General features: G+C 69.4%; 23 protein-coding genes and 1 pseudogene. 11 read left to right on the forward strand and 13 right to left on the reverse strand.

The window, feature by feature from the left end; genetic code table 11:
* Positions 1–30: 30 nt before the first annotated feature.
* Complete coding sequence (locus B085_RS0117750) at positions 31–507, forward strand: hypothetical protein (RefSeq protein WP_018559915.1); 477 nt, start codon at positions 31–33, stop codon at positions 505–507.
* Here the strand turns inward: B085_RS0117750 and B085_RS0117755 are convergent.
* Both B085_RS0117755 and B085_RS42780 read right to left on the reverse strand, forming a co-directional pair.
* Positions 473–1,255, reverse strand: a complete 783-nt coding sequence (locus B085_RS0117755) for an IS5 family transposase (RefSeq protein WP_018559916.1) — start codon at positions 1,253–1,255, stop codon at positions 473–475. The two genes, B085_RS0117750 and B085_RS0117755, sit on opposite strands and share 35 nt — an antisense overlap.
* A gap of 282 nt (positions 1,256–1,537) precedes the next feature.
* Positions 1,538–2,982, reverse strand: a pseudogene (locus B085_RS42780) (NF041680 family putative transposase).
* A gap of 759 nt (positions 2,983–3,741) precedes the next feature.
* Here B085_RS42780 and B085_RS0117770 point away from each other — a divergent pair.
* Positions 3,742–4,092 (forward strand): hypothetical protein, encoded by a 351-nt coding sequence (locus B085_RS0117770; RefSeq protein WP_018559918.1) that lies wholly within the window; start codon positions 3,742–3,744, stop codon positions 4,090–4,092.
* Between the two features lie 1,080 nt (positions 4,093–5,172).
* Here the strand turns inward: B085_RS0117770 and B085_RS0117775 are convergent.
* The 4 genes from B085_RS0117775 to B085_RS51940 form a co-directional block, all read right to left on the reverse strand.
* A complete protein-coding gene (locus B085_RS0117775; RefSeq protein WP_018559919.1) occupies positions 5,173–6,069 on the reverse strand; it encodes a hypothetical protein in 897 nt (298 codons plus the stop codon).
* A gap of 68 nt (positions 6,070–6,137) precedes the next feature.
* On the reverse strand, positions 6,138–6,635 hold the full coding sequence (locus B085_RS0117780) for a SigE family RNA polymerase sigma factor (RefSeq protein WP_018559920.1): 498 nt from the start codon (positions 6,633–6,635) through the stop codon (positions 6,138–6,140).
* A 587-nt stretch (positions 6,636–7,222) separates the two neighbouring features.
* Positions 7,223–7,675: a tyrosine-type recombinase/integrase gene (locus B085_RS0117785; RefSeq protein WP_078619952.1), complete on the reverse strand. Its 453-nt coding sequence runs from the start codon at positions 7,673–7,675 to the stop codon at positions 7,223–7,225.
* A 183-nt stretch (positions 7,676–7,858) separates the two neighbouring features.
* Positions 7,859–8,086: a hypothetical protein gene (locus B085_RS51940; protein ID WP_018559922.1), complete on the reverse strand. Its 228-nt coding sequence runs from the start codon at positions 8,084–8,086 to the stop codon at positions 7,859–7,861.
* An 845-nt stretch (positions 8,087–8,931) separates the two neighbouring features.
* On the opposite strand from B085_RS51940, the gene B085_RS0117795 reads away from it, so the two are divergent.
* Complete coding sequence (locus tag B085_RS0117795) at positions 8,932–9,204, forward strand: hypothetical protein (RefSeq protein WP_018559923.1); 273 nt, start codon at positions 8,932–8,934, stop codon at positions 9,202–9,204.
* A gap of 578 nt (positions 9,205–9,782) precedes the next feature.
* On the opposite strand, the gene B085_RS49360 is transcribed toward B085_RS0117795, so the two are convergent.
* The gene (locus tag B085_RS49360; protein ID WP_158689756.1) at positions 9,783–10,079 is read right to left on the reverse strand and encodes a hypothetical protein; all 297 of its coding nucleotides are present in this window, start codon (positions 10,077–10,079) and stop codon (positions 9,783–9,785) included.
* A 559-nt stretch (positions 10,080–10,638) separates the two neighbouring features.
* On the opposite strand from B085_RS49360, the gene B085_RS0117805 reads away from it, so the two are divergent.
* Positions 10,639–11,388 carry a glucose 1-dehydrogenase gene (locus tag B085_RS0117805; protein WP_018559925.1) on the forward strand — a complete coding sequence of 250 codons (750 nt, stop codon included), beginning with the start codon at positions 10,639–10,641 and terminating at the stop codon, positions 11,386–11,388.
* Between the two features lie 86 nt (positions 11,389–11,474).
* Here the strand turns inward: B085_RS0117805 and B085_RS0117810 are convergent, their stop codons facing one another.
* Together B085_RS0117810 and B085_RS0117815 are read right to left on the reverse strand one after the other, a co-directional pair.
* Positions 11,475–12,950, reverse strand: coding sequence for an FAD-dependent monooxygenase (locus tag B085_RS0117810; RefSeq protein ID WP_051102087.1), 1,476 nt, complete (start codon positions 12,948–12,950; stop codon positions 11,475–11,477).
* A gap of 390 nt (positions 12,951–13,340) precedes the next feature.
* Complete coding sequence (locus B085_RS0117815) at positions 13,341–14,093, reverse strand: ZIP family metal transporter (RefSeq protein ID WP_026251153.1); 753 nt, start codon at positions 14,091–14,093, stop codon at positions 13,341–13,343.
* Positions 14,094–14,414: 321 nt separating this feature from the next.
* On the opposite strand from B085_RS0117815, the gene B085_RS50800 reads away from it, so the two are divergent.
* The 5 genes from B085_RS50800 (at position 14,415) to B085_RS0117840 (ending at position 18,636) form a co-directional block, all read left to right on the forward strand.
* A complete protein-coding gene (locus tag B085_RS50800; protein WP_018559928.1) occupies positions 14,415–15,026 on the forward strand; it encodes a TetR/AcrR family transcriptional regulator in 612 nt (203 codons plus the stop codon).
* Between the two features lie 282 nt (positions 15,027–15,308).
* On the forward strand, positions 15,309–15,536 hold the full coding sequence (locus B085_RS0117825; RefSeq protein WP_018559929.1) for a hypothetical protein: 228 nt from the start codon (positions 15,309–15,311) through the stop codon (positions 15,534–15,536).
* 1,035 nt (positions 15,537–16,571) lie between these two features.
* Complete coding sequence (locus B085_RS42790; RefSeq protein WP_018559930.1) at positions 16,572–17,033, forward strand: hypothetical protein; 462 nt, start codon at positions 16,572–16,574, stop codon at positions 17,031–17,033.
* 139 nt (positions 17,034–17,172) lie between these two features.
* A complete protein-coding gene (locus tag B085_RS0117835) occupies positions 17,173–17,469 on the forward strand; it encodes a GYD domain-containing protein (RefSeq protein ID WP_018559931.1) in 297 nt (98 codons plus the stop codon).
* An 867-nt stretch (positions 17,470–18,336) separates the two neighbouring features.
* Positions 18,337–18,636 (forward strand): hypothetical protein, encoded by a 300-nt coding sequence (locus tag B085_RS0117840; protein WP_018559932.1) that lies wholly within the window; start codon positions 18,337–18,339, stop codon positions 18,634–18,636.
* 21 nt (positions 18,637–18,657) lie between these two features.
* On the opposite strand, the gene B085_RS45680 is transcribed toward B085_RS0117840, so the two are convergent.
* The 3 genes from B085_RS45680 to B085_RS0117855 all read right to left on the reverse strand — a co-directional run bounded on the left by B085_RS45680 (position 18,658) and on the right by B085_RS0117855 (position 20,479).
* Positions 18,658–19,392 (reverse strand): hypothetical protein, encoded by a 735-nt coding sequence (locus B085_RS45680; RefSeq protein ID WP_018559933.1) that lies wholly within the window; start codon positions 19,390–19,392, stop codon positions 18,658–18,660.
* On the reverse strand, positions 19,389–19,979 hold the full coding sequence (locus B085_RS0117850; RefSeq protein ID WP_018559934.1) for an RNA polymerase sigma factor: 591 nt from the start codon (positions 19,977–19,979) through the stop codon (positions 19,389–19,391). The genes B085_RS45680 and B085_RS0117850 overlap by 4 nt, the downstream gene beginning before the upstream one ends.
* 80 nt (positions 19,980–20,059) lie before the next feature.
* Positions 20,060–20,479, reverse strand: a complete 420-nt coding sequence (locus B085_RS0117855; protein WP_018559935.1) for a hypothetical protein — start codon at positions 20,477–20,479, stop codon at positions 20,060–20,062.
* Positions 20,480–21,255: 776 nt separating this feature from the next.
* Between B085_RS0117855 and B085_RS42800 the strand changes: the two genes are divergently transcribed.
* A complete protein-coding gene (locus B085_RS42800) occupies positions 21,256–23,583 on the forward strand; it encodes a bifunctional polysaccharide deacetylase/glycosyltransferase family 2 protein (protein WP_018559936.1) in 2,328 nt (775 codons plus the stop codon).
* Positions 23,584–23,639: 56 nt separating this feature from the next.
* Positions 23,640–23,861: a cold shock domain-containing protein gene (locus B085_RS0117865; protein WP_018559937.1), complete on the forward strand. Its 222-nt coding sequence runs from the start codon at positions 23,640–23,642 to the stop codon at positions 23,859–23,861.
* A gap of 12 nt (positions 23,862–23,873) precedes the next feature.
* Here B085_RS0117865 and B085_RS0117870 read toward each other — a convergent pair whose 3' ends face one another.
* Positions 23,874–24,314: an Lrp/AsnC family transcriptional regulator gene (locus B085_RS0117870; RefSeq protein WP_018559938.1), complete on the reverse strand. Its 441-nt coding sequence runs from the start codon at positions 24,312–24,314 to the stop codon at positions 23,874–23,876.
* Positions 24,315–24,318: the final 4 nt, after the last annotated feature.

Below are 24,318 nucleotides of genomic sequence, written 5' to 3' on the forward strand. Positions count from 1 at the left end.
GTCGTGTCGTCTCTTGGGTGGAGGTGCCGGATGCCTTCGGTGATGGGGCTGTTGGAGGAGCGGGAGCGTGCTGCCCGGCAGCGGGTGGAGGTGCTGCAGGCCGAGTTGCGGGAGGCGGAGGCCGTGTGGGAGCGGTTCGTGATCGCTCGTGAGACGGTCGGGCAGGTCTTGGCGGAACCGGGTGATCGCCGACAGGCACCGGTGGCGGTGGCCGACGACCGGCCGGTGGCGGGTGCGGTGCGCGGTTCGGTGGTGCCGGTGTGGCGGGACGGCCTGGAGGCCGTGGTGCTGGCGCCGGACTACCGGCGGATCATGGAGAGCCTGTCCCGTCTGGGTGATGGAGCGATGGACTGCCGGCAGCTCGCGGTGGCTCTCGGTCTCCAGCCGGTGCCCGCGAAGGTCGAGGGGGTGCGGTCGAAGGCCAAGCGCCTGGTCGCGCGGGGTTGGCTGGCCGAGCAGAATCCGGGGATGTTCAGCGTCCCCATTTCGCAAGGCGGCGGCTCATGACCATGCTCATCGACCAGTGGATCATCGCCTCCGAACTGTCGGTGCGTGCCTCGTAGGCGCGGGTCAGGCGGCGGGTGCGCATCAGCCATGCGAACGTGCGTTCCACCAGCCACCTTTTGGGCAGCACGGTGAACCCGCTGGTGTCGTCGCTGCGTTTGACCACGGTCAGGGCGATCCGCAGGATGCTGCGGGCGAGGTCGACGAGCTGTCCGGTGTAGCCGCCGTCGGCCCACACCCGCGTGATCCGCCAGTGCCGCTGCCGCAGGCGGGCCAACAGTGTCTGCCCGGCCTCGCGATCGGTGACCGACGCCGCGGTGACGGTGACGGCCAGCAGCAGCCCGAGGGTGTCGACCACGATGTGCCGCTTGCGTCCGTTGATCTTTTTCCCCGCGTCGAAGCCACGCGTGGCGGCCGGAACCGACGCCGCCCCTTTGACCGACTGCGCGTCGATGACGCCCGCGGTCGGCTCCGGATCGCGTCCCTCGGCACTGCGAACACGGTCGCGCAGCCGGTCGTGGAGTTCACCGATCAGGCCCTGGTCGCGCCAGCGCCGCCAGAACGCGTAGACGCGGTCCCAGGCGGGGAAGTCCGCGGGCATCGCCCGCCAGGTGATGCCGCCGGCGACCAGGTAGCGGATCGCGTCGATCATCTGCCGGTGGCAATAGCCCTCCGGCTGTCCGCCCCTGCCCTCCAGCCAGCCCGGCACCGGCAGCAGGTCCCGCACCACCGCCCACTCGACGTCCGTCATATCCGACGGATACCGCCGGGCGCGGTGCGGACGATCGGCCGCGTTGCCGTACACGTGCGCGAGACAATCACACAGCAGAGTGGCTGAGTTGGACCCAGCCGACGCGAGGGCGTAGAACTGCGACAACAGGGCCTCCTGGGCGCTCGTTGGTCTCGACAACCCCGAGCTGCACAGGAGGCCCTGCTGTCATGCGTACTCGGCCGGAAGATCACCCACCCGGGAAGCCACACTCGAACCCACGCTCACCATGACCGGTAGAGCAACGGCTACTCAGCTTGACGTTTAACCTCGCTGAGCTTTGTGTTCCTTGATCGACTCGGCGCGTTTGACCGTCTTGCCGACGTCGTGGCGCTTGGCGCGCTGCTTGTTCTTCGAGCCAGGAGGCCTGCCGGGTCCCGGCCGGACGGTTTCGGTGCGGCCGCCGGACGGGCCGTGGTCGCGCGGACGTTGCGAAACCCCCGCCGCACCCGGGCGGGGGTGAGGCGGCGTGGTGCGGCGGGACGTTCCCAGGGCCGGCGCAGATCTTCGGCGAGGGGTCGGGCGAGGCGGAGCTGGGTGTGGGCGGCGATGATGAGCCAGGTCCACAGGTCGGCGCTGTCGGCGTGGCGGACCTTCGGCGCGATCCAGCCGAGGGTCTGTTTCATGAGCCTGAAGGTGTGCTCGAGATCGAATCTGCGGAGGAACGATTGCCACCAGCGGTCCACGTCCGCCGGCGTGGCGGCGGTGGCCGAGCACCACAGCCAGACCGGTTTCGGGTCGCGGTCGCCCGGCAGACGTTCGACCTTCAGGCGGAGCAACGTGCCATGCAAGATGGGCAGTTCGTCCTCCGCGTGGTTCAGCCAGGGGCCGCGGTGGGTGAGTCTGGGGTGCATCCTGTCCCAGGCTCTGGCCTCGGCTTTGCCGTAGCGGGTGGTGTCCGTGACGGTGGTGATCTCGGGTTCGTGCCAGCTGTCGGGTTTGGCGAAGGTGAGGACGCCGCCGTGTCGGCGGGGCCGGCCGCCCTTCGGCCCGGAACGGGCGGGGCCGGGGTCGCGGAGCATCACGCGATCCGAGCGCAGTCGGCCGACCAGGACGACGGGCAGGTCTGCCAGGGCGTGGGAGAGGTAGGTGACGTCGTAGCCGGAGTCCATCACGATCAGGATCTCGGGATCACCTGGCTGCCAGTGCCGGGCCTGTGTCAACCGCTGGACCGAGTCGCGGAGTTGGGCGGCCGTGATGGCGGTCGCGTCGTCGGCGGGCCCGAGGCGGACAGCGTCCAGCAGCGCGACCCAGGAGGTGCGGCCGGTCTCCAGGGCGGCGACGAAAGAGTACGGCCAGCCAGGCACAAACTGGTCCGTGCTGCGGTCACCGCGTCCGTAGACGTGGCAGAACAGCCGGTCGTCGCTGGTGGGGGCATCAGGACGCAGCCAGTTGCTGACGTCCACGGCCAGCACGATGCGCCCGTCGGCCGCCTTCGGTAGCGGCAGGCCGGCCAGCGCGCGCCGCAACCGCACCGGCTCCAGCCAGCCCCGGTCCAACGCGGCGTATAGGGCGCCGTGCCCGCGCCGGTGCTCGGCCGCCAACGACAGCTCGACCAGCGACTTCACCGGCCCCTCCGCGCACAGCACCGCGTCCGTGAGCTCGAAGAGCGTGTCCGCACGAGCGTACAAGCAGTCGTAGAACTCGACCCGAAAGCGGGACAACACGTCCAACGCCTCACCTGCGGGCGCATCGGCGGGGAGACTCATGGGCAGCGGCCGTTCTCTCGTGCTTCGTGACTCGACATCTCGAAGGGTGGAGAACGGCCGCCCTCACTGTCCCGGGAAAAACCGCAGATCAGCAGGTCGAGTGACCTGCGAGGTTAAACGTCAAGCTCAGACCAGTGCACAGCATGGCTGCGCGTCTCCTCCACAGACGGGCATACCGCAGTGGTCCAGGCCGGCTGGAGCCTCATCGAGGCATGGGGCATCGCCCCCTCGGACTACCGCGCAACAACGCCAGACATCACGGACTCCAAGCCGATCGCGAACGCTCAGATCGAGTGCTCACTGGTCGACCTCGCCACGCATATCGCGATCAACCGAGGCAGCCTCGCGACACTGAGGCAGTAGCGCGGTAAGAGTTTCTCTACTTCATCAAGACACCCGGCGTCGCTCACGCTCCGCCGGGCGCGCGGCCGACGTCCGGCCGCGCCCACGCTCCTGTCTTCGCCCCGCTCGGCGCGCCGTCCGCCGCCGCGCGCCCACATAGGTAGGCCGAGGGCATGAGGCGAGAACCGCGGTGGCTGGGGCGGCCGGCGCTCCGATGCTTTAGGCAGCCACCATGGGGCGAGCCTCGAAGATCGGGGCCCACATCGGGCTATTGAGGAGCCAGCCCGATTCGCGGCCAGCGTACGGGCCCCGATCTCTCGCCCCATGGCAGCTCCAGCCCAAAGCCTCTCCACACCGGCCGTGTGGCAGCGTGCAAGCCGTTCCGCCCTATGCTGTGCGCCCAGGAGATCGGACAGCATGGACCAGGACGTTCAGTTGGTGCAGGACTTTGTGGCCGGCGTGCCTGGCTTCGAGGACCTATATGACGCGCATGTGTTCAATGAGGACGGCATCCTGCCGATCGTGTTCTTCTGGGACGTCGCTCACGAAACCGTCACTTCGTTCCTGGGAGGAGATGCCGAGTCTGATTGGCGCGCCACACTGCGGTTCTTGGAGGATCAGCTACAACGGGACATCCCCGAAGTAACTGAGACAATCGCCTGGTTCCTCTACTACCTGCCGTGGCCAGATCAGCCTGGATACGGCCTCGTGGGCCATCTCGGTCCGACTATGAGTGCCAAATTCGCCGTCGTGAGGCCGTCGGGCTAGAGGTGCGGCCGGAGCAGCACTGCTGGGACGACAGGAGCACGGGCGTGCCACAGCCGTGCCAGGTGAGGCGGTGCCGAACGGGGAGCCACGGGGAACAGCAGTGACAGCACCGCGTTATCGCAGGTCAGCGTCCGCCCAGGTGGGGTGTAGTCCGCAGCCTCAGTCTTCCAAACTGGGGATCTTCTGCAAGCGAGCGCTGTCGGCTACGTGCGGACCCATTCCGCGACTTCCGCGGCACCACGGCGGACGGCCCCATCCAGATCGTCGGCAAGAGCAGCGCACGCAGCCGAAACGCCACGACCCGCCTCACCTGGCGGCCAGGCCACATCGTGCGCGGCAGTCTGCAACCAATCGCCATGGTTGTCATCAGCGCGAGCGACAGCACGGGCCACAAGCCGCACCGCAGCCAACGACCCCTGCCTCAGCAGGGCTTCTGCCGTAACCCTGGTCACGAACGTGTTTTCTGGATCCAGCAACAGGCGTTCCAGAACGGCCGCGGCGGACGCCACTCCCGCGTGCGGGGCGAGTCGCGGGCCAGCAGCGGCTCGCACGGACCACGAAGGCGACAGACCGTCCTCGATCGCCTCAGTAAGATCGCCACTGCTTGCGAAACTCGGCATGCCAGCATGTTGCCACGACGAGGCTCAGCCCGGCCCTGTCAGCAATACGGATTAGGCACGGCGCAAGCATCGACTGAGTGTCTAACTGCGCTACAACGACCCCGAACAGGGGCGCACAACCACGGACGCTCGCGGACAGTACGTGCAGGTCACCGGCGGTCCGGCCGCAGGTCACACAGACGCTCCCATTGCTTCGGGACGAAGAGGCCGTGGGTTCAAATCCCGTCACTCCGACTCCGGAAAATTGCAGGTCAGGGCCGATTTCCTCACTGAGGGAACCGGCCCTGCTTGCTGTTGGGTTTCTGAGGATGCGGACTTCCCCGTCTTCGATGTGCAGGTGAGCTCGGATCCGTACGTCGCGCTCGCCGAGCACGGGGCCGCAAGGCTGTGCGGCGACGGCGCTTGCCGGACGGCTGGTGCACCGGCGGCGCCGACAGGGGCCAGCCTGCCAGCTGCCGGCCTATCGGTTCTTGAGCACCGAGAGCTCGTCCGCCTCCCGGACGAGCTCCAGCAGTTCACTGTCGCCCGCCACCGCCAGCAGTTGTTCGCCGGTAATCGGGGCCGACACCCCGGCGACCGCGTCGGGCGCCACGGAAAGGATCACCGTGCTCCGCCCGTACGCGAAGGTGACATCCGTGGAGTGGGTCTTCCCGTCCTCACCCATCGGAATGGTCACGGCCTCCGCCGGGATGCCGCCCGGCAGCACGGCCTGATTGCAGGTGACCGTCTCCACAGGAGTGCTCGGGCAGCCCTTCGCGGCCGGCTCGTACCCGGGCCGCACCGAGAAGATCAGCGGGTACTTCCTCCCGTTCTTCTCCGCCTGATAGAGGCGGATCGAGAGTGCGGACCAGGGACGGATCTCACCGAGAGTGCCGCCCAGCGTCCGGTTCAGCGTGGCAGTCACCCGTTGCCGGAACTCCTCCTGCCGCTCGCGCTCGGCGGGCGGCAGATCGGCCATGGAATCCTCGCCCTCGCCCAGCGGCTGCCCCGCATGCATCGGGGTCCGGTACGGGACCGGGCTCGACGGCGGTGCGGCGGGGATGACGGCCACGTTCCCGCTTTCCGGCGAGGTCCCCGGGGAGGGCGACTGCTCCGCGGAGTGCATCGGGGCGCCGGCCCTCAACTGATCGGGCGTGCCGTCGCCGCGGATGCCGAAGACGTCCGCGGCCAGCAGAGAGCCGCCCATGATGGCCACCGCACAGACCGCGACGGCAATCCGGATGAAGCCGAACAGCCGCATCCGCCGGCCCTGGGCGATGGAACGCCGTACCAGATCGGCGGAGTGAGGCGGAAACTCGATGGTGGCGCAGTCCATGGCACGGGTCACTCGTTCCTCGAGGTTCTCGTTGAGTGACATGGTGGATCTCCGTTCGTTTAGGCGTCGGTCTTGCCCCGGGAGCGCGGAGCGCCACCAGGCCATAGGCGTCATGCGGCCAGGTCAGCCAACTCATGGCCGAGCAGGGCGCGCAGCCGTTGCAGGGCGCGCATGCTCCGGGCTCGGACGGCTCCCGGCGACAACTGCAGGACCTGTGCGGTCTCCTCCACCGAGCGGTCCTCCCAGTAGCGGAGCACCAACACGGCACGGTCCTTGGCCGTCATCCGCGCCAAACCATCCAGCAGGGCTATCCGTAGCTCCGCGTCCTGCGCCGGCTCGGCCACGTCGGGCAGCCGGTCGCTGGGGCGCTCGGTGGAACTGCGACGTCGGCGTTGGGAGAGGAAGTTCCGCACCAGCACGGTGTCTGCATAGGCCACCGGGGCTCCCGCACGGCTGATCCGCCACCAGGAGCGGTACATCTTGGCGAGGGTTTCCTGAACCAAATCCTCGGCGAGGTGCCAGTCGCCTGTGAGCAGGCAGGCGGTCCGGAACAGAGGCCCGCTGCGGGCCACTGCGAATTCCAGGTAGTCCGCGGGTGCTTCCCTCACCGTGTGTCCTCTCGTGGTCTGACGTCACCTCTTACACGCGGTGGGGCCGCTTCCGCGTTACACGCCGACAGCAACTGCGCCGACGGCCGTGCCCGATGCGTGCCCGATCAGGCAGATAACCGCGGTCAGTCACGGCCCACCACGAGCCCCGATGCAGCTCCCTGTGTTCCCCGTTCCACCAGCTCAGAGCCGGTTGGGCTGCCTGCCGATCCCTGTGATCACCAAGCTCATGACTCATCCGACCGTCAGCAGCTTCAATGGCTTGAGGCCGGGCCCGTCTCGACAGCCGACCGCCGAAGCCGTAGCAGTCGGCCGGATGCAGGCGCTCTACGGTTCCTGACGGCAGAAGATGACGGCAACGGTGCCGTACACACGAGGACCTTGGCGGCAGCAAGGGGACTGACTTGAGCCCTTGTAGTAGCGACGCGGCAGCGCGCATGTAGCTTTGAATGAACTCCTAAAGCGGGTGTCGCAGGTTCGAATCCTGCCTGGGGCACATGGCGAAGGGCCAGTTCAGGGGCTTGATCCCCCGGAACTGGCCCTTTCTCGTGACCACGGCCGTGCCACTTCCGTGCCACAACGTGCTGCTACGAGTCCACGTCGCCTCGCGCCTTACGGATCATCGACCCAAGCCGATCGGCGATCTCGCGATCACGACCGTTGACCATGTGCTGATAGATCAGCGCGGCACGCGGAGTGCTGTGGCCCATCCTGGTCATCAGCTCCCGCAGGCTCGCACCGGAGGCGGCGAGGGTGTTCCCCGTGTGCCGGAGATCGTGGAAGTGCACGTCCGCCGTGATGCCCGCCTTGGACCGCGCGCGGATCCAGGCGTCCCGGAAGTTGCTCCGCCGCAGTTGCCCACCCCGGGGGCCGAGGAAGACGTGACCGTCCCGGCCGGGCCCGGCGTAGGTGTCGAGGTGCCGCTGAACGTCCGGCAGCAGTTCACTCGGGAAGGCGACCGGCCGGATACCGGCATCGGACTTCGGCGCCTTGTCGAAGAGGGCTCCGGTCTGCATCTCTGCCTGCGAGCGCCGGACCATGAGCACGGCCTTGGCCGTGTCGACTCTTCGCGGTCCGACTGCTCGACGCCCTGGACGGCGATGTCCCACACATTCGCAGCCATGACGGCAGACGTCTGATCTCCGCCGATGTTGGCTCCGGACTACCGAAGCATCACGGGCATTGACTCGCTGGCAGGGTGGACGTCTGTGCCGTAGATGCTGCTAGCCAAGTACGAGTAGGCCGAACGAGAGCAGAAGCGTTGTTGCGGACCCCGTGACGAAACTGAGCGCCACTTTGCCGCTCCCCACCCTGTCCGGCGTCGTCACGTTGACGGGGTCCTGCGGATCGTAGACCACGTCCAGCGCACCGCCCACGCGGGCAGGCGGGAAGTCGAACGGGCCAACCGTGGTTCGTATGCCTTCGCCGCTATCCGTCGTGAACTGAATCATGAGATGGACGCTTCCGCCCGAGCCTGCTCCCGTGTTCACGCAGGTTGCGCTAGTCCGAATTCCACGCGTACGCAAGGCACCGCCTCGCCGGTGGATGCGCGACGAGCCCCACAAAACAAAACCTGACAGGACGGCCACCGGAATCGCCGGACCGAACACTTCATCCCCCTAGATGCCAGCCACCGGACCGCCGATCGGTTAAGACCCGCGCAACCTGCAGCAACCGCGCGTCACTCTAGGGCTGTTGGCCCCCGCATGTCACGAGGTGACCCACATGCCCAAGACGGTCCGTCCGAGTCGTTGCCGAGTCTCACTTTGAGGCTTGAGGGTTCGACCTCAGGTGATCTTGACTGCTGCGCTAGACGATCATGAAGCGATCCCTGTGCGGTAAGACTTTCTCTACTTCATCAAGACACCCGGCGTCGCTCACGCTCCGCCGGGCGCGCGGCCGACGTCCGGCCGCGCCCACGCTCCAGTCTTCGCCCCGCTCGGCGCGCCGTCCGCCGCCACGCGCCCGCAGGATAGGCCCGAAGGCACGAGGTCAGAACCGTCGAGGCCGGGGCCGGCCGGTTCCACGGCTTTAGCTTGAATTTTAAGGTTTCCCCTCGGCCCTCAGGGTTGAGGGGAAACCTTAAAATTCAAGCTTAGGCAGCCACCATGGGGCGAGCCTCGAAGAGCGGGGCCCCAACGTCGTGCTTTACGGGCAGGTCCACAGACTGCCCGACTCGCCGCAAGCTTACGGGGCCCCACTCTCTCGCCCCATGGCAGCTCCCGCCCAAAGCCGCTCCACCGGCCTGCCGAAGCGCCGTTGACCCGCATCACGCTGCGGATGAAGAATGCGTCGCATGCTGCTTCTCGCCGGCCAGGCCGAGCCCAGTCCCGGACCGTTCCTTTTGATCTGGGGAATCCTGGCTCTCATTGGCGGCGTCGCCTTGGCGACCAAGAAGGGATCGGCTCGTTTCCAAGCCCTGGTCGCCAGTGGACTCGCCCAAAGCTCGCAGCGGCAAGCTGCAGTACGGACCGTACGTCCCGGCTTCCTCCGCTTCCTCGGGAGTCTCTTCGCCCTGGGGGGCATAGTGGCCCTGCCGATTGCCATCACCATGATCGTACGGAGCTGAGATTTCCTTGCGGGGCGAGCCAGCTCGGAGGCCGTGCCACTCTCGTGCCAGAACGGGCGGGGAGCTGCGGGGAGTCACGGGGAATCACGGTCGTCCGGGACGGTACGCCGAGGTCGGCATCCGCACAGCTCAGCAGTGGTCCGCAGCCTCAGTCTTCCAAACTGGGTGTGTACCGCGACGAAGTCAGATGGATGAGGCAGACGACCCTGTCCGCACCCCGGGTCCCGTCCTTTACCGTGCGGGCGACCTCATCCCGCAATAGCCTACGCGGGGTACGTGAACTCCATCCCAAGCCATGCCCCTGACGTGCCCGATCGCACGGGGAGCCGGTGGGAAGCACACTGCCTCCGGGCGCGAAGAAGGGGCGCCCCCGTGTCTTGGGGCGCCCCTCCTGTCCAGCGCCCTCGCCGGCCTACTGCGGGAAGTGTGGGATTTGAACCCACGGTGACATCGCAGCCACGACAGTTTTAGACCGCTCGCCGATCACGTACGAGAAAGAAAGGCGCAAGCCCTATGGCTGGCCTGCCATAGGCACTTCCTGCGCTCGCACGCGCCGATCAGTCCTGGACGCTTTGTGTCTACCAAGCATTCCAGAGCCCGCCGTGACGGTGGCGGACCGGAGGAATATCTACGTCGTCAAGGTCGTGGCCGCCGTGGTGCAGTCCGCGGATCCGCTGGGCTTCGAGTCGACCCTGGAGCCGGGCCCGGCCTTCAGCCGTAGCGATCTCGGTGGAGAATGACCCATTTCTGCAGTAGAGCACCATCCACTGCCAGGAGGTGATCCGGCGCAGCGTCTTCGTCGGGGCCGGGCGACGGCCTTGGCGGGCGGCTTGGGCCAGTTCGGCGTGCGTGTAGCGCAGGTCGTACAGGGACATGGACTCCGAAGTGCCGTCTTGAACACGGAGTTGCCTGGGAGTCGTGCGGACGGTTCGGGACATTGAGAGCCTCCGTAGGGCCCTCTGGGCTTTCCAGAGGTACCTACGGGGGGTGCGTAGTGGTCAGCACGACTCAGCCCTCTCGCCGGTCAGACGATCTGCCAGCAGCACGGTAGCCGCGCGGAGGCGCGGAAGCCAGAAACGTCGGGACGAAAGCTGTCGTGCCACATCCGTGCCAGAACGGACGGGGAGCCAGGGGGAATCGCGGTACGCAGGAGGAGGCGCCGCCCACTATGTCCAAGGCCGGGCATCTGCAGGTCACACCGCCGACCGCCCCACCTCGCTCCTAAAGCGGGTGTCGCAGGTTCGAATCCTGTCGAAGGCCCCGGACCTTGATCGATCCGGGGCGGCGAGTGGGCTAGGCCACAGTTTTGGACCGTTCCGTCCAGCATCGAGTTTTTTACCGTACCGTCCATAACAAGCCCACCGCACCGAGCGCGGGCCTGACGCGTAGCAACAGCCGCGGAGGGAACACCTCCGCTGAACAGGAGCCTTGATCATGGGACAGCTCGACGGTAAGACGGCCATCGTGACCGGGGGTAACAGCGGAATCGGGCTGGCCACCGCCAAGCGATTCGCGGCCGAGGGCGCATATGTGTTCATCACCGGTCGGCGTCAGGAAGCGCTCGACGCCGCGCTGGCCGAGATCGGTCCGAACGCCACCGCCGTCAGGGGCGACGTCTCCGATCTCGACGACATCGATCGCCTCTACGCCGCCGTTTCCGAGCAGGGCCGCCGCATCGACACGCTGTTCGCCAACGCCGGTGGCGGCGAGTTCTCGGCCTTGGAAGACGTCACCGAGAAGCACTTCGACTCGACTTTCGGCATCAATGTGAGGGGTACGCTCTTCACGGTCCAGAAGGCTCTTCCGCTGCTGAACGAGGCGGCTTCGGTCATCCTCACCGGATCCACCGCGGCAACCTCGGGCGCCGAGGCTTTCGGCGTCTACGCCGCTTCGAAGGCCGCCATCCGATCCTTCTCTCGCACGTGGGCCAACGAACTCAAGAGCCGGAAGATCCGCGTGAACACCCTCGTTCCGGGCCCGATCGAGACGCCCGGCAACTCCGGGCTCGCGCCCAATGCCGCAGAAGCCGCCAAGCTCTGGGACTTCTTCGCCAGTCAGGTGCCTCTGGGGCGGATGGGTCGCCCCGAGGAGGCCGCCGCGGCGGCACTCTTCCTCGCCAGCGACCAGAGCAGCTTCATCACCGGAACCGAGCTCTTCGTCGACGGCGGCCTGAACCAGGTCTGATCGCCGCTTCGACTCCCGTTGCGTCCTCCCCTCGCGAACACGGCAACCGCAGCGCCCGCGGGCGGCAACCCTGGCTACCAGCGCCTCTAGGACGACGGGCCCATGCCCTCACCACAGAGGCCGGCCAGTGTCTGCCCGATCTCGTCGGCTCGGCGGCGTGGAGACTGCTCGGAGGAGGCCCACGCGATGTAGGCGTCCGGTCTGACCAGTACAGACTTGCTGGTCAGACCGGACGGGGTGGTGACGCACTCCACCGCGCCGTTCCAGGCTTCGGTCACCGAGGCGGAAAGCGGCGCGTCTGCCGGTGTGACCAGTACGAACCGGCGGCCGCGCAGCACCTCGTACAGACGTCGGCCATCGGCAAGGAGGACATCCGGCGCCCGCTTGCCCGTAAGCGGGTGAGCGCCGGCCGGGGCGCCGTAGGCGATGTCGATCCCGGACATCGCCCGCCCCAGCCGCAGGGCGACCGGTGGGAGACGCAGGACGGTCCGGGCGGCGAAGTCTCGGACGCCGATCAGCAGCCGCGGGGTGGTCAGGACCCCACGCAACAGTGCGCCACTCATGCGCAGCACTCTGCGCCCCACCGGGTGCCTCTCGGCCTCGTAGGTATCAAGCAGGGCTTCGGGGGCACGGCCGCGCAGGACGGCAGCGAGTTTCCAGCCCAGGTTGGCGGAGTCTTGGATGCTGGTGTTCATGCCCATGCCGCCGGCGGGGGAATGTACGTGCGCCGCGTCACCGACGAGGAAGACCCTGCCTACGCGGTAGCGCGGTGACTGTCGCTCATCACTGTGGAACCGTGAGATCCAGCGCGGATCGTGCATGCCGAAGTCGCGGCCGAGCGCTCGGCGGGCGATGGCCCGGATCTCCTCCAGATCGACCGGTGCGTTGTCCGGCATCTCGTGGTGGCGATTCCACGCCATGATGCGGAACCATCCATCGCCGAACGGAACGAGGATGGCGAAGGCGTCACCTACTGCACCCACGGTTGGAGGCTTGTGCGGAGGGTCGGCCAACCGGACATCGGCAAGCATCATCGACCGCACCGCGGAGCGGCCCGGGAACGGCAGTCCGAGGGAACGGCGTACGACGCTGTTTCTCCCGTCCGCGCCCACGACGTAAGCCGCGCGCAATGTCTGAGGGGATCCATCCGGCGCCCGGACCTGAACGTCGACACCGGTCGTATCCTGCGTGAGCCCGAGGGCTTCCCAGCCTTCCCGTATATCGGCACCATGGGAAAGAGCCCGCGCCCGGAGAATTCGCTCGGTGTGATACTGCGGCGTCACCAGCACATGTGGGTAACGGGTCGGCAACCGCGACAGATCGATCCGCAAGAACTGCAGAACCGGGTTACGGACGCCGGTCGCAAGCATCTGGTCGGCCACACCACGCGCGTCCAATTGTTCCATCGTCCGCGCGTGGACGGCGAAAGCCCGGGTGAGTTGCGATTCCTGTACACGACGCTCGACGACGGTACAGCTGACACCGGCCTGCGCCAGATCGCCGGCCAGCAATAGCCCCGATGGGCCTGCTCCTACGACCAATACCCGACTTTCGGAGCTCATACGACTCCCTGCAAGATCGCCGGGGCCACCGTCGAGAGCCGGATTCGGGGCCGACTGGGGAAATCGTCGACCGGCCCTCTGGGCGGCGATACCGGAATACCGAAGCGCAGGCCAGTGGTAGCCCTGCGGTGGCCTATACAAACCGTACCGCCGGCTTCAGGCGTACGCGCGGCGTCCCGGCAGGCACGGTCCGCAGACGCGAAAGGTGCCATGCAGGCGTACGCACGGGGTGTGGGAGCCCGAAACCCTGAGCGCACGCCATCGACCACCACCACGACCACCGCCGTCGGATCGGCGTGGACGCTCCGACACGGCGCGACACGATCGGCGTCCCGACACACGGGCCGACCAAGACCTCCCGCACCTGTCAGTGCGCCACCAGCGACCCGCTCAGTCGGCGAGCCCGATCACCAACCACATCAGCAGAGCCCCCGTCACCGTGAACAACAGAGTGGCCTTGGAGGGGTGCGGACTGTGGGCTTCCGGCAATATGTCCGACGTCGCCAGATAGAGCAGGAAGCCGGCGAAGAATCCGAGATAAAGGCCCAGCAGTCCCCTCGGTATCGTGAACGTCAAAGTGATCGCCGCCCCGACCACCGGAGCCAGCGCGTCGGCCACCAGTAGCAGTTGAGCCCGACGCCGGGCATTACCGTACAGCCTGGCGATCGTATAGGTGTTGAATCCGTCGGCGAAGTCATGCGAGATCACAGCAATCGCAACGACGATTCCCAGTGCGCTGCCGGCCTGATACGCAGCGCCGATGGCGAACCCGTCGATCACACTGTGACCCACAAGTGCCGAGGCTGCGGTCAGACCGATTCCCTTACCGGACTCCTGCGCATGCCCAAAAGCATGGCTGTGCGGTGCGTACTCGCTCTCGTGAGCGCGGTGAATGGCGACTCCTCGCTCTACCACGTGCAGAGCGAGGAATCCTGCGACGAACATCAGCAATGCCGCAGGAACCCCGAAAACGCGCCGCGGCTGAGCGTTCAGCGCATCGGGAAGCAGATCGAAGCCGATAACTCCCAGCATGAGCCCGGCGGCAAGACCGAGAACCAGATGGCGGCGGTCACCGACCCGCTGCGCCACGACCCCACCTACAAGAGTCATGACCATGGCGCATGCGGCTATCAGAACCGGCATGAAGCAATCTTGTGTGACGTCACGGGGGGTCGCTACTCAGCCGCTCACCGGGCTGTCATGGGAGCCGGCACGTCTACGTGTCGTCATGTGCAAGGCGCCGAGCGATCGCGCGCTCGCCGCCACGGGAGGCTTCGGCGAACAGGCGGATCTTCCTCCGTGGGGGCATGGAGGGGTCCTTTCCATGGGCGGCCGGGGCTTCCAGGGAGGCGAACGATGGTCGGGCCCTGCACAGAGGGGCTCATCGACAACGTCCCGGGCGGGACGGGTTCCGGACGCCGTGCCGTTATGGACGGTGCAGTCAAGAATCGGTACCGTGAATCCATGGCACGCCCCCGCAGTTTCGACGAGGACCAGGTACTGCGCACCGTCAGGGACCGGTTCTGGTCCACCGGCTACGCGGGGACCCGCGTCGACGACATCCTTCGTGACACCGGACTCGGCAAGGGCAGCCTCTACGGCGCCTTCGGCGACAAGCACCAACTGTTCCTGCGCGCCTTCCAGGAGTACTGCGACGGGCTCGTCAGGGCGGTGGGCAGCCGGCTCGAAGGCCCGGACGAGGGTGCCCTGGAACGCCTGAGCGGCCAGGTGCGGGAGATCGCCGCGGCCGCTGCCTCCGACACGTCGCTGCGTGGCTGCCTGCTCGCGAACCACGGGATGGAGGGGCTATCGCCGATCAGTGAGCACTGGCCAGAGCTCGACACGTTGGCCTCGGGTCGCCGTGGGGCCGTGGGGCCGTGGGGGCCGTGGGGCCGTGGGGCCGTGGGGCCGTGGGGCCGTGGGGCCGTGGGGCCGTGCAAGGCGAACCGACAACACGCGACGATGACAACCGTCGACAGCCGCGATCCAGCTCAGTGTGACGATCGACAACTCCCCTCGGGGCATCCGCCGCTCGTCCGGGCCGGTACCGGGCATGCGGTGCGGCGCGGTCGGTAGCCCGGCCGAGGCCGCCACGTCGCGGGCAGACCGGACTCCGCCCCGTGACTCCTCGACTGAACTTCTTCAGTTGGCGGCCCGTGGACCGGGGATCCTTCAAGGGCGGGAGCGCGAGGTGACTGCGCGCGGCAGCGCCCACCAGGGCCTGCCTGACGGGTCGCGTCACGACCCCGCACCCGACAGCAACGTCACCCGAACGGCCCAACATGATGTGTCGCCCACATGGAGGAACATCAAGCTGAGTAGTGCCCCACCCGAGGCAATCCGTGAAAGGGGAACCACATGCGCATTCGACGAAGCCTCGCCGCCGGTATCGCCACGGCAGCCCTCGCCGGACTCGGCCTCACAGGCGCCTCCACCGCCGGCGCCGCCACCTACGCCGCCCCCACCCACGCCGCCCCCGCCGACGCCGCCCCCACCGTGGGTGAGTGTGAGGACGGCGGCGGAACAGTCGATTGGGCAACCGGGACCTGCAAGGGCGGAAAGTACGACGGGCAGAAGATCGACTGACCCTCGCAAAGCGCCCCGCAGCCACGCGCCGCGGGGCGCTCCCACGCGAGCGTGGCCGGGAGAGTGAGGGACCGTGCCGACCCGTCGGCTATGCGTCAGTGGCGGCGGTGGAGCCGGCGGCATCCGGCAAGTCGGCACCACGAGGACCGCTGTCGCCCAGGTACCAGCAGCTCGGCTGTGGCAGCGACCCGACCGAAGCGTCGACTCGCCACGCCTGCCTTGAGCCTGCGGCCCTCATCGCTCAAGGCTTCCCCGATCTCCGCGATGGTGCCAACCTCGGTCTGGGGGGGCGTGTAGGCCAAGGTGCGACTGGGCTGTCTCCAGGCCGTTCGGGGATACTTGTCGGCAACCTCCAACAGCACAACCGCAGGTCGGACTACCGACCGAGGACGTCAGCAACAGGTGTGCCATGGGCGGGAGAAGTCGCGGGGATGCGATGCTGATCGTTTTCAGGTGTCGGCAATGTGATGCCCCCTTGTCGAATCCCCTGACGCAAGCCGACTGGAAACCCCTGCCGATGGTGAAGGGCCGGGAGCACTACACGTACGGCCCTTCGACGGTCGCGGTGGGTTTCTTCTCCCCTGATCCGGATCCGTACGCTCCCGCTGGTTCAGTCGCCACCTGGGTGATCAACCCACTGGACGGCGTGCTGTTGCGGCCCCACACAGACCCGGCTCGGCTGTACGGGTGTTGCAGGCCGGACGGGCTCAACGGGCCGAATTTGCTGTGTGCCCGCTGCGGCAGCGAGGTCGGCATCGAGAGAGCGGATTGCTGGACCGAGTACGACATCCGGCTGCTGCGCCCGACGGTTGTCGAAGGATCGGTCGGCGGCCGAGCGCTCACAACCTCGCGGTCGGGAGGCCCTGCTCAGGAGGTCGAGCGCCGCCCGGACCCCGTCAGGCCTGCACCGCTCCTGGCGGTCGGTCGCGACTGGTTCGCCGGCGTCCGTGAGGGCGCACCCCAAGCCGCGGCAGTGACGACGCGGCGGGGCCGCCCTCGGTGCCGGAGCGATGCGGCTGCGGCTACGCTCCTCGCATGACCAGCGAGAACGCGGCCGGCGCGATGCCGGGTCGGCCGTGGGACGCGGCTGCGGAGACGGCTCGGGACATGGCCTTCGCTCTCCTCGGGATGGGTCTTCTGGCGTTGGTCGCCTGGCCGCTCGGCTGGTTGCCGGACGGGTTCGGTCCGGTGTCCGTCAGCGCTGTCGCGGCAGGAGGCCGGCGTCTCGGCGACCTGTACCGGAAAAGACCTCCGGGCCGGCGCTCCGCCGTTGCCGCGGCCCTTCTCGTCATGTCGGCGTCGGCGGTGGCAGGCGGTGCGGCGACCTCGTGGATCTCGCCCAGCGCCGAGGATCTCGGGTTCACCCTGGGCACGCTGGCGGGCCTGCCCCTCGGGGCGGCCGCCTTCGTTGGGCGGATCAACCACCGCGGCCGGGCGGTGAGCGGGCCGTCGGATCCCGATGCGGCGCCGTGTGCCGGGCAGTCGCCGTGCCGTTGAGCCCGCCGGAGCCGGCAACCGGGCCACAGGATCGGACCGGGGCGCGGGCTCGGACCGGGGCGCGTGCGCCGGATGCGACCCCTCGGGGGCGCCCATACGCTGGGAGTGGACGCTCCTCTCTTTGTCGAGGTGAGAGATCGTGCCGCTCTACATCACGCTGCTGAGCTGGACCGACCAGGGGATCCGCGCGTACGCCGACACGGCGGAGCGGGCCGACGCGTTCGGCGCCGCGCTGCGGGACGTCGGGGGGAGGCTGGCCGACATCTACTGGACCGTCGGGCCGTACGACCTCGTCGCGGTCGTCGAGGCGCCCGACGACGAGACCGCCGCCGCGGCGCTGCTGCGGCTGGGCGCGGTCGGCAACATCCGCAGCACGACCATGCGGGCGTTCGGGCGGGACGAGGTGGAGGGCATCATCGCCAAGGCCTCCGCCTGAGGGGCCCGGTGGGACTCGCCTTCGGGGAAGGGCCCGGGGACCCCGGTGCGTTCGGCTGACTTCGGCTGCCCGGTCGAAGAAGGAGCCGTGCCTCAGCCGCTCGTACGACGGCTCGGCTCGTGCCGTCCAGGCGTCCACGTCGGCGGCCATGGACGGGAACCGCTCCTTGAGGTGTGTGGCCGGTGCGGCGGTCTCCTCCCAGGAGTCGGCCAGGTAGGTCTCGTTCGCCGGGCCGATCGCCACGGCCGCGCGAAACGCGTCGCTCGGACCGCAGCCACCGCTTCGCCACCTGGACGATGCGGGCCACGTCCTCGGCGTCACGGATCCACGGCATGGACAGGAGTCGCTCGGAGACGTGGCCGGGCACGACGTCGGGGGCCCGGTGCTGCCGCCGCCGAACGGGGAAGTCCATGGCGAGCTCGACGTCCATCCCGCCCCTCCCGCCGCCGGTTCCCGTGACCGGCGCGCGTCGCATGCCAGGGGTGGGTCCGGCGTCCTGAAGCGGCGCCACGTGCGGAAATCGAGGAGGCCGGGGAGCGCGCGCGGGTGTTCGTCGGCGCGGCAGGGCGGGAACCGGGCGTCGGCTGCCTCCGGGGGTCTCCTCCGAGGGTCCCCTCCGAGGGTCTCCTCCGAGGGTCCGAAGGGACAGTCGATCCGGGGCAATTCGGTACGTATCAATCCGCCCCGCGGCCCGGCGGACTCCTCGCGGGCTCCGGGTGTTGACCTGCGTTGCGGATCATCACAAGATGACCGCGTACGGCACTCTGCCGAGACCACCGGCGGGCCGTCCACAACCGCCTCGCCCGTCGGCACGGGCAGGCCGGTGTGCGGTCCGGCGCGTCCGGAATCCTGGAAGGTCACGCGTTCATGCAGAGCTACGCCTCGGCGCAATTGGCATCACCCGGCACCTACTTCCAGACGGCGGCGTTCTGCTGCCTGGTGGCGATCGTGCTCATACGGGCGGGCCGCGTGTGGCGCCGCGCGCCCCGGGGCCTGCTCGCCCCCGACGAGCCGGTGCGGGTGGAGTCCGCACCGGTGCCCGGTCCCGCGGCCTCGCGGGCGCAGGGCGACCGGACCGTGGGGCGGGTCTACCTGTGCTTCGGCTGGTTCCTCGTGCTGGGGACGGTCGTCAACCTGGTCAACGGCGTCCGCTCGGTGTGGGGCTGAGGGGACGTCGGGCGCTAGCGGTCAACGGTGCCCGCCGTTCTCCGTGGGCGGCGCGGGAGCCTGTGATCTCTGAGCGGCGCCCGGGCCGAGGAGCCGGTCGCAGTAGGGGCCCAGGGCGTCCTTTCCGCCCGCCGCCCTCTCGAGCACGGCCCGTGCGGCCGCGTCCATGGCCTCACCCCGCCCGGCGGCCTTGACGTACGCCTGGCACAGGCCCCTGGGTTCCGCCTCCGTGAGCCCTGGCGGCACGCCCGGCGAACCGGGCGGGACGGGATGCGCGCCGGAAGTCCTGCTCGCCGTGGGTGCGGCCGGAGGCGTGGACACGGATGCGGTGGGTGTGGGCGCGCCTGAACCGGGGGACGCGGAGGGGACCGGCGCGACGGACCCCGCCGAACCGGAGGTCACCGGACGGGGTTTTGTCGTGGTCGTGTGAAAGGGGTTGGGCAACGTGCCCGTCTGCGCGGCGACCGCCACACCACCGAGGGCGAAGACCGCGGCCAGTCCGCCGGCCACCACCCGGGCACGCCGGCCGAGGCCGGACCGTCGCCGCCGCGTGGTCCCGGCGTCCCGCGCCTGTCGGTACGCCGCCAGTACCAGCCGCTCCCGTGCCGGATCAGCCGCCGACGGCGCCGACGCGACCGCCAGGAGACCCGCCACACGGGCCGCCCGGCCGTCGGCGTCGCCAACCGGAGCGCCGTCGAGCAACCGCTCCGCCAGCGAGGCGTCCATCCAGTCGCCGTGTTCTCTGCTGTCCTTCATCCTTCACTTCCCCCGGCGCCGTCGAGGCGCTCCGCCAGGCGTTTCAGGCCCCGGTGGGCGGCGGTCCGCACCGCGCCCGGCCGCTTGCCCAGGACCTTGGCCGCAGTGGGCGCGTTGAGTCCTACGACCACGCGCAGGAGGACCGCCTCGGCCTGGTCCTGCGGCAGTCCCGCGATCAGATCGAGCGCCCGCCGCGTCGACAGGTTCTCGAGCGCCGAGCCGCCGGCGTCATCGAGCGTCGGCGGCTCGGGGACGCGACCCTCGAGAGGTGTGGTGCGGGGCCGGGCCTTGATCCTCCTGATGTGGTCCAGTGCCCGGTGCCGGGCGATCGCGGCGGCCCAGCCGCGGAAGGCCTGGCCGTCACCTCGGAAGCGCGACATGTCACGGACGATGTCGTGCCAGGTCTCGGAGGCCACGTCCTCGGCGTCGTCGCCCACCAGGCCGTGCAGGTAGCCCAGGAGCATCGGGTGGACCTCCCGGTAGACAACGGCGAACGAGGTCTCGTCACCGTCGCGGGCCCGTCTGACCGCATCACCGAGTTCGCCCTCGCCCAGCCGGTCGCGCCGACGGACCTCCGCCTTGCCCACTGCGTCCTCTTCGTGCTCGTCGCCCCGTCCGTCTCACCCTGTCGCCCCGCGAGGACCAGACTCTCGCGACATGACGGAGGTCAAACCTGGCCCCGGCCCATCACGGAGAGGCAGAAAAGACGCAGGCTGTCCGCCGCGCCGTTCTCGTACCGCTTCATCGCCCGTCCGAGCGGGTTCCAGACTCGCCCGTCCGGTGTGCGGATTCCGAACGGCTGCCCGAATGTACCGCGCTCCTGCGCATCGAACTCCACCCAGGCCGCCCCGGCCGCGCGGACGAGCACCTCGCCCGTGTAGGCACCGAACCCCCGAAGTGTCGGAGTCACGGCCTGGAGCGGAGGCCGTTCGCTCCGGATGGCCTCGATGACCCGGTCGACCAGGGTGAGGCTCGCCGGCGAGTAGTCGAGCCTGATCCTGGCCCCTTCGCGGGCCATGGTCACCACGTCCGCGGCGAGGCGGGGCCCGAGCACGGCCACCGGTGGGTTGGTCACGTCCTGCTTCATCCTGCCCCTTCGCTCCTCGGGCCCGCGTGCCGTGCTGCACGCGGCTATCCACGGGGGCGCAACCGGCCCCGAAAGCGTTACACCCCGACGCCGCGCTCCGGGGGTAAACATGACGAAAGGAGCAGATGAAGGGAAAACCTCGGATACCCGTCTTGGGCGGAATATGGTGGCGTTCGTCAACGGAGCGGGGTCGCTTGTAGGGTGCGCGGCCGTGCACCAGACCAGCGAGCCCGACACGCACCCGCAGCAGCGGGAAAGCCCTGTCGCGTCCCGTCGCCACGCGGCCACGGGACCCGTCTTCGTGGACACCTCCGGGCGTCGGCAGCGGCGGGTCCGGCGGCTCGGGCTCCTGCTCGCCGTGCCCGCGGTCGCGTACATCGCCGTTCTGCTGAGCGCCCTGCTGGGCGGGCCCGGCGCCTCCTCGGCGTACCTTCCCCTGCCCGACTCCGCGGAACACCACTCCCGTGGCCCTGCGTCAGGGGCACCGCAGCGCGCCGGGGACGACCCGGGCCGTCCGGAGCCGGCAGCGTCCGCGATTCCGGATAATCCGTCCGGCGCGGCATCCCGAACGCCCGCATCCGCACCCCGGCCGGGGACCGCGGCCACGGCCCCACCGAGCCCGGGAGCGAGCAGCGCTCCGAGCGCCGCGAAAACGACCCCGGCACCCGCCGCGACCCGGGGCAGGAGCACGGCCACGCACCCCGCCCCAGCCCGCAGTACCGCTCGTGGCCGCGACTAGGGCCGACCGTGTTCCACCGCCGAGGAGGGCGACCCCGATGACGCGTGCCCACACCCGCCGCCCGCGAAGACGCGGCCACCGCGGCGTCGTGCGCAGCGTGCCGCTGCGCACGCACTGGCTCCTGCTGACGATGCTGGTCCTGACACTGAGCGCGGCACTGGTCATCCAGGGCTACACCCACCACATGGCCGGGATCGGCGACGACGCCGCCAAGCCGGCCGGTGCCTCCGACCGGGTACCCTCCGCCGTGAGCGACGGCGGCCCGGTCGTCGACGGCTCCTCGCACACGGTCCGCACCGCCGGCCCGAGGGCGCGCACCATCGCCCTCACCTTCGACGACGGCCCGGATCCCAGATGGACGCCGAAGATCCTCGACGTCCTGCGCCGCCATCATGCGCACGCCACGTTCTTCGTGGTCGGCACCCAGATCGCCGCCCATCCGGAGATCGTGCGGCGCATCCTCGCCGAGGGGCACGAGATCGGTGTCCACAGCTTCACCCACGCAGACCTGGGCACGCTCCCGCAGTGGCAGCGCTCGCTGGAACTGCGCCAGACCCAGTTGGCGCTGGCGGGTGCCACCGGAAAGACCAGTTCGCTGCTGCGCCCGCCGTACTCGTCCAAGAACGCGGCGGTGACGAACCAGGACTGGTCCGCCATCCGGGCGGCCTCAGGGGACGGCTACCTGACCGTGCTCAGCACGCTCGACAGCGGTGACTGGCGGCGGCCGGGCGTGGACCGGATCGTCGCCGACTCGGTCCCGCGCAGCACGGCCGGACAGATCCTGCTGATGCACGACGGTGGCGGCGACCGCTCGCAGACGCTGAAGGCCCTGGACCCACTGCTCTCGGCACTCGCCGACCGGGGCTTCTCCGTGACGACGGTGAGCGGAGCGGTACGGCTGCCGCAGTCCACTCGGCCCGCCACCGCCGGCGACCACTGGCTGGGTCTGGGGCTCATCGGCGCGCTCACCGGCAGCGCGTGGGCCCTCCGGATCCTGGGCTGGCTGCTGTACGCGGCGGGCGCGCTCGCCCTGCTGCGCGCCACCGCCGTCATGGTCGCGGCCCGTCGGCACGTCCGCACGCGTGAGGTCCCGTGGGGGCCGCCGGTGACCGTTCCTGTCTCCGTCATCGTGCCCGCGTACAACGAGAGCGCCGGTATCGAGGCCGCGGTCCGTTCGCTCCTCGCCTCCGACCATCCCGTCGAGATCGTCGTCGTCGACGACGGCTCCACCGACGGCACGGCCGACCTGGTGGAGTCGCTGCGGCTGCCTTCCGTACGCGTCATCCGGCAGGCCAACGCGGGCAAGCCCGCGGCACTCAACACCGGGATCGCGGCGGCCTCGTACGACCTGCTCGTGATGGTCGACGGCGACACGGTCTTCGAACCCGACGCCGTGCGCAGACTGGTGCAGCCCTTCGCCGATCCGCGTGTCGGCGCGGTGTCGGGCAACGCCAAGGTCATCAACCGCCGGGGACTGCTGGGCCGCTGGCAGCACATCGAGTACGTGGTGGGCTTCAACCTGGACCGCCGCCTGTTCGATCTCGCGGAGTGCATGCCCACCGTGCCCGGGGCCGTCGGAGCGTTCCGTCGCGATGCCCTGGTGCGGGCGGGCGGCGTCAGCGACGACACGCTCGCCGAGGACACCGATCTGACCATGACGCTCTGCCGTGCCGGCTGGCGTGTGGTGTACCAGGAGGACGCGATCGCCTGGACCGAGGCCCCTGCCTCGCTGGGCGCGTTGTGGCGCCAGCGCTACCGCTGGTGCTACGGCACGCTGCAGGCGATGTGGAAGCACCGCGGGGCGCTCCTGCAGACCGGCGCGGCCGGCAAGCTCGGCCGCCGCGGCCTGCTGTACCTGATGCTCTTCCAGGTGCTGCTGCCCTTGCTGGCCCCGGTGGTCGATGTCTTCGCCGTCTACGGGCTGGTCTTCCTCGACCCCGTGCGCATCGTCGGGTTGTGGCTGGGATTCCTGGCGCTGCAGACCGTGATGGGCCTGTACGCCTTCCGGCTGGACGGCGAGCGGGCGGGTCCCCTGTGGAGCCTGCCCCTGCAGCAGTTCGTCTACCGGCAACTGATGTACCTCGTGGTGATCCAGTCGGTGGCCACCGCCCTCGCCGGGTCACGGTTGCGCTGGCAGCGGATGGAGCGCTACGGCAGCCTGTCGGTCCCGGCTCCGGGTTCGGATCGGCAGGCCCCGGACGGGACGGCGGGGTCGCCCACGCTGCTGGCCGACTCCTGGGTCGAGGAGGCCCGTGCCTCCCACTCCGCCGATGTCCCCCAGCTGCACGGGGGCGCACTGCCGAGGGCGTACCCCCCGTCGGACGCCACGTGGGACGCCACGTGGGACGGCCGCCAGGGCCCGTGACGCCCGTTGACCCTCGTGGACGCGCCCCGCGCCGCGGACGCGCTTAGGCTGCGGGCATGGCTCATGCGACCGTGCGCGAGTGGTACGAGGAAGAGGGCTGGGGCGTGCTGGACTGCCCGGAGACGCCCGGGGGGTGCTTCGCCCACTACAGCGACATCGAGATGAACGGCTTCCGCACGCTGTCCGCCGGCCAGCCGGTGGCACTGGAGTGGGAGGCGCCGGGCTTCGCGCAGGACGGGTACGAGTACCGCGCCCTGCGCGTCGTGCCGAAGGGCTGACCGGGCCCGCGCTCAGCCCACGTCCCACAGGAAGCGGTGGGTGTGGATGCCGAAGTACGGGAAGGTGTCCACGCCCGCGACGCCCTCCGCGGTCCTGACGACGTCGTTGACGAAGTCCAGCAGGTCGGACGGGCCCGGGCAGACGACCTCGGCGAAGAGAGCGTAGGGCCCGGCGGTGAGCACCGCGTAGACCACCTCGTCGCGGGCGGCGAGCGCGTCCGCGACCGCGCGCGGGTCGCCGTCCACGCGGACCCCGAGCAGCGCCATCGCCTGACCGCCCATGGCCATCGGGTCGGTGACGCCCACCACCTGCACGACCTTGCCGTCGATCAGCCGCTGCAGGCGCTGGCGGGCGGCGGACGGGGAGAGCCCGACCTTGGGGCCGAGGTCCGCGTAGGGGATGCGGCCGTCGCTCTGGAGTTCACGGAGGATGGCGCGGTCGATGTCGTCCACGGGG

The sequence above is a fragment of the Streptomyces sp. BoleA5 genome (assembly GCF_000373665.1).
Classification (GTDB): Bacteria; Actinomycetota; Actinomycetes; order Streptomycetales; family Streptomycetaceae; genus Actinacidiphila.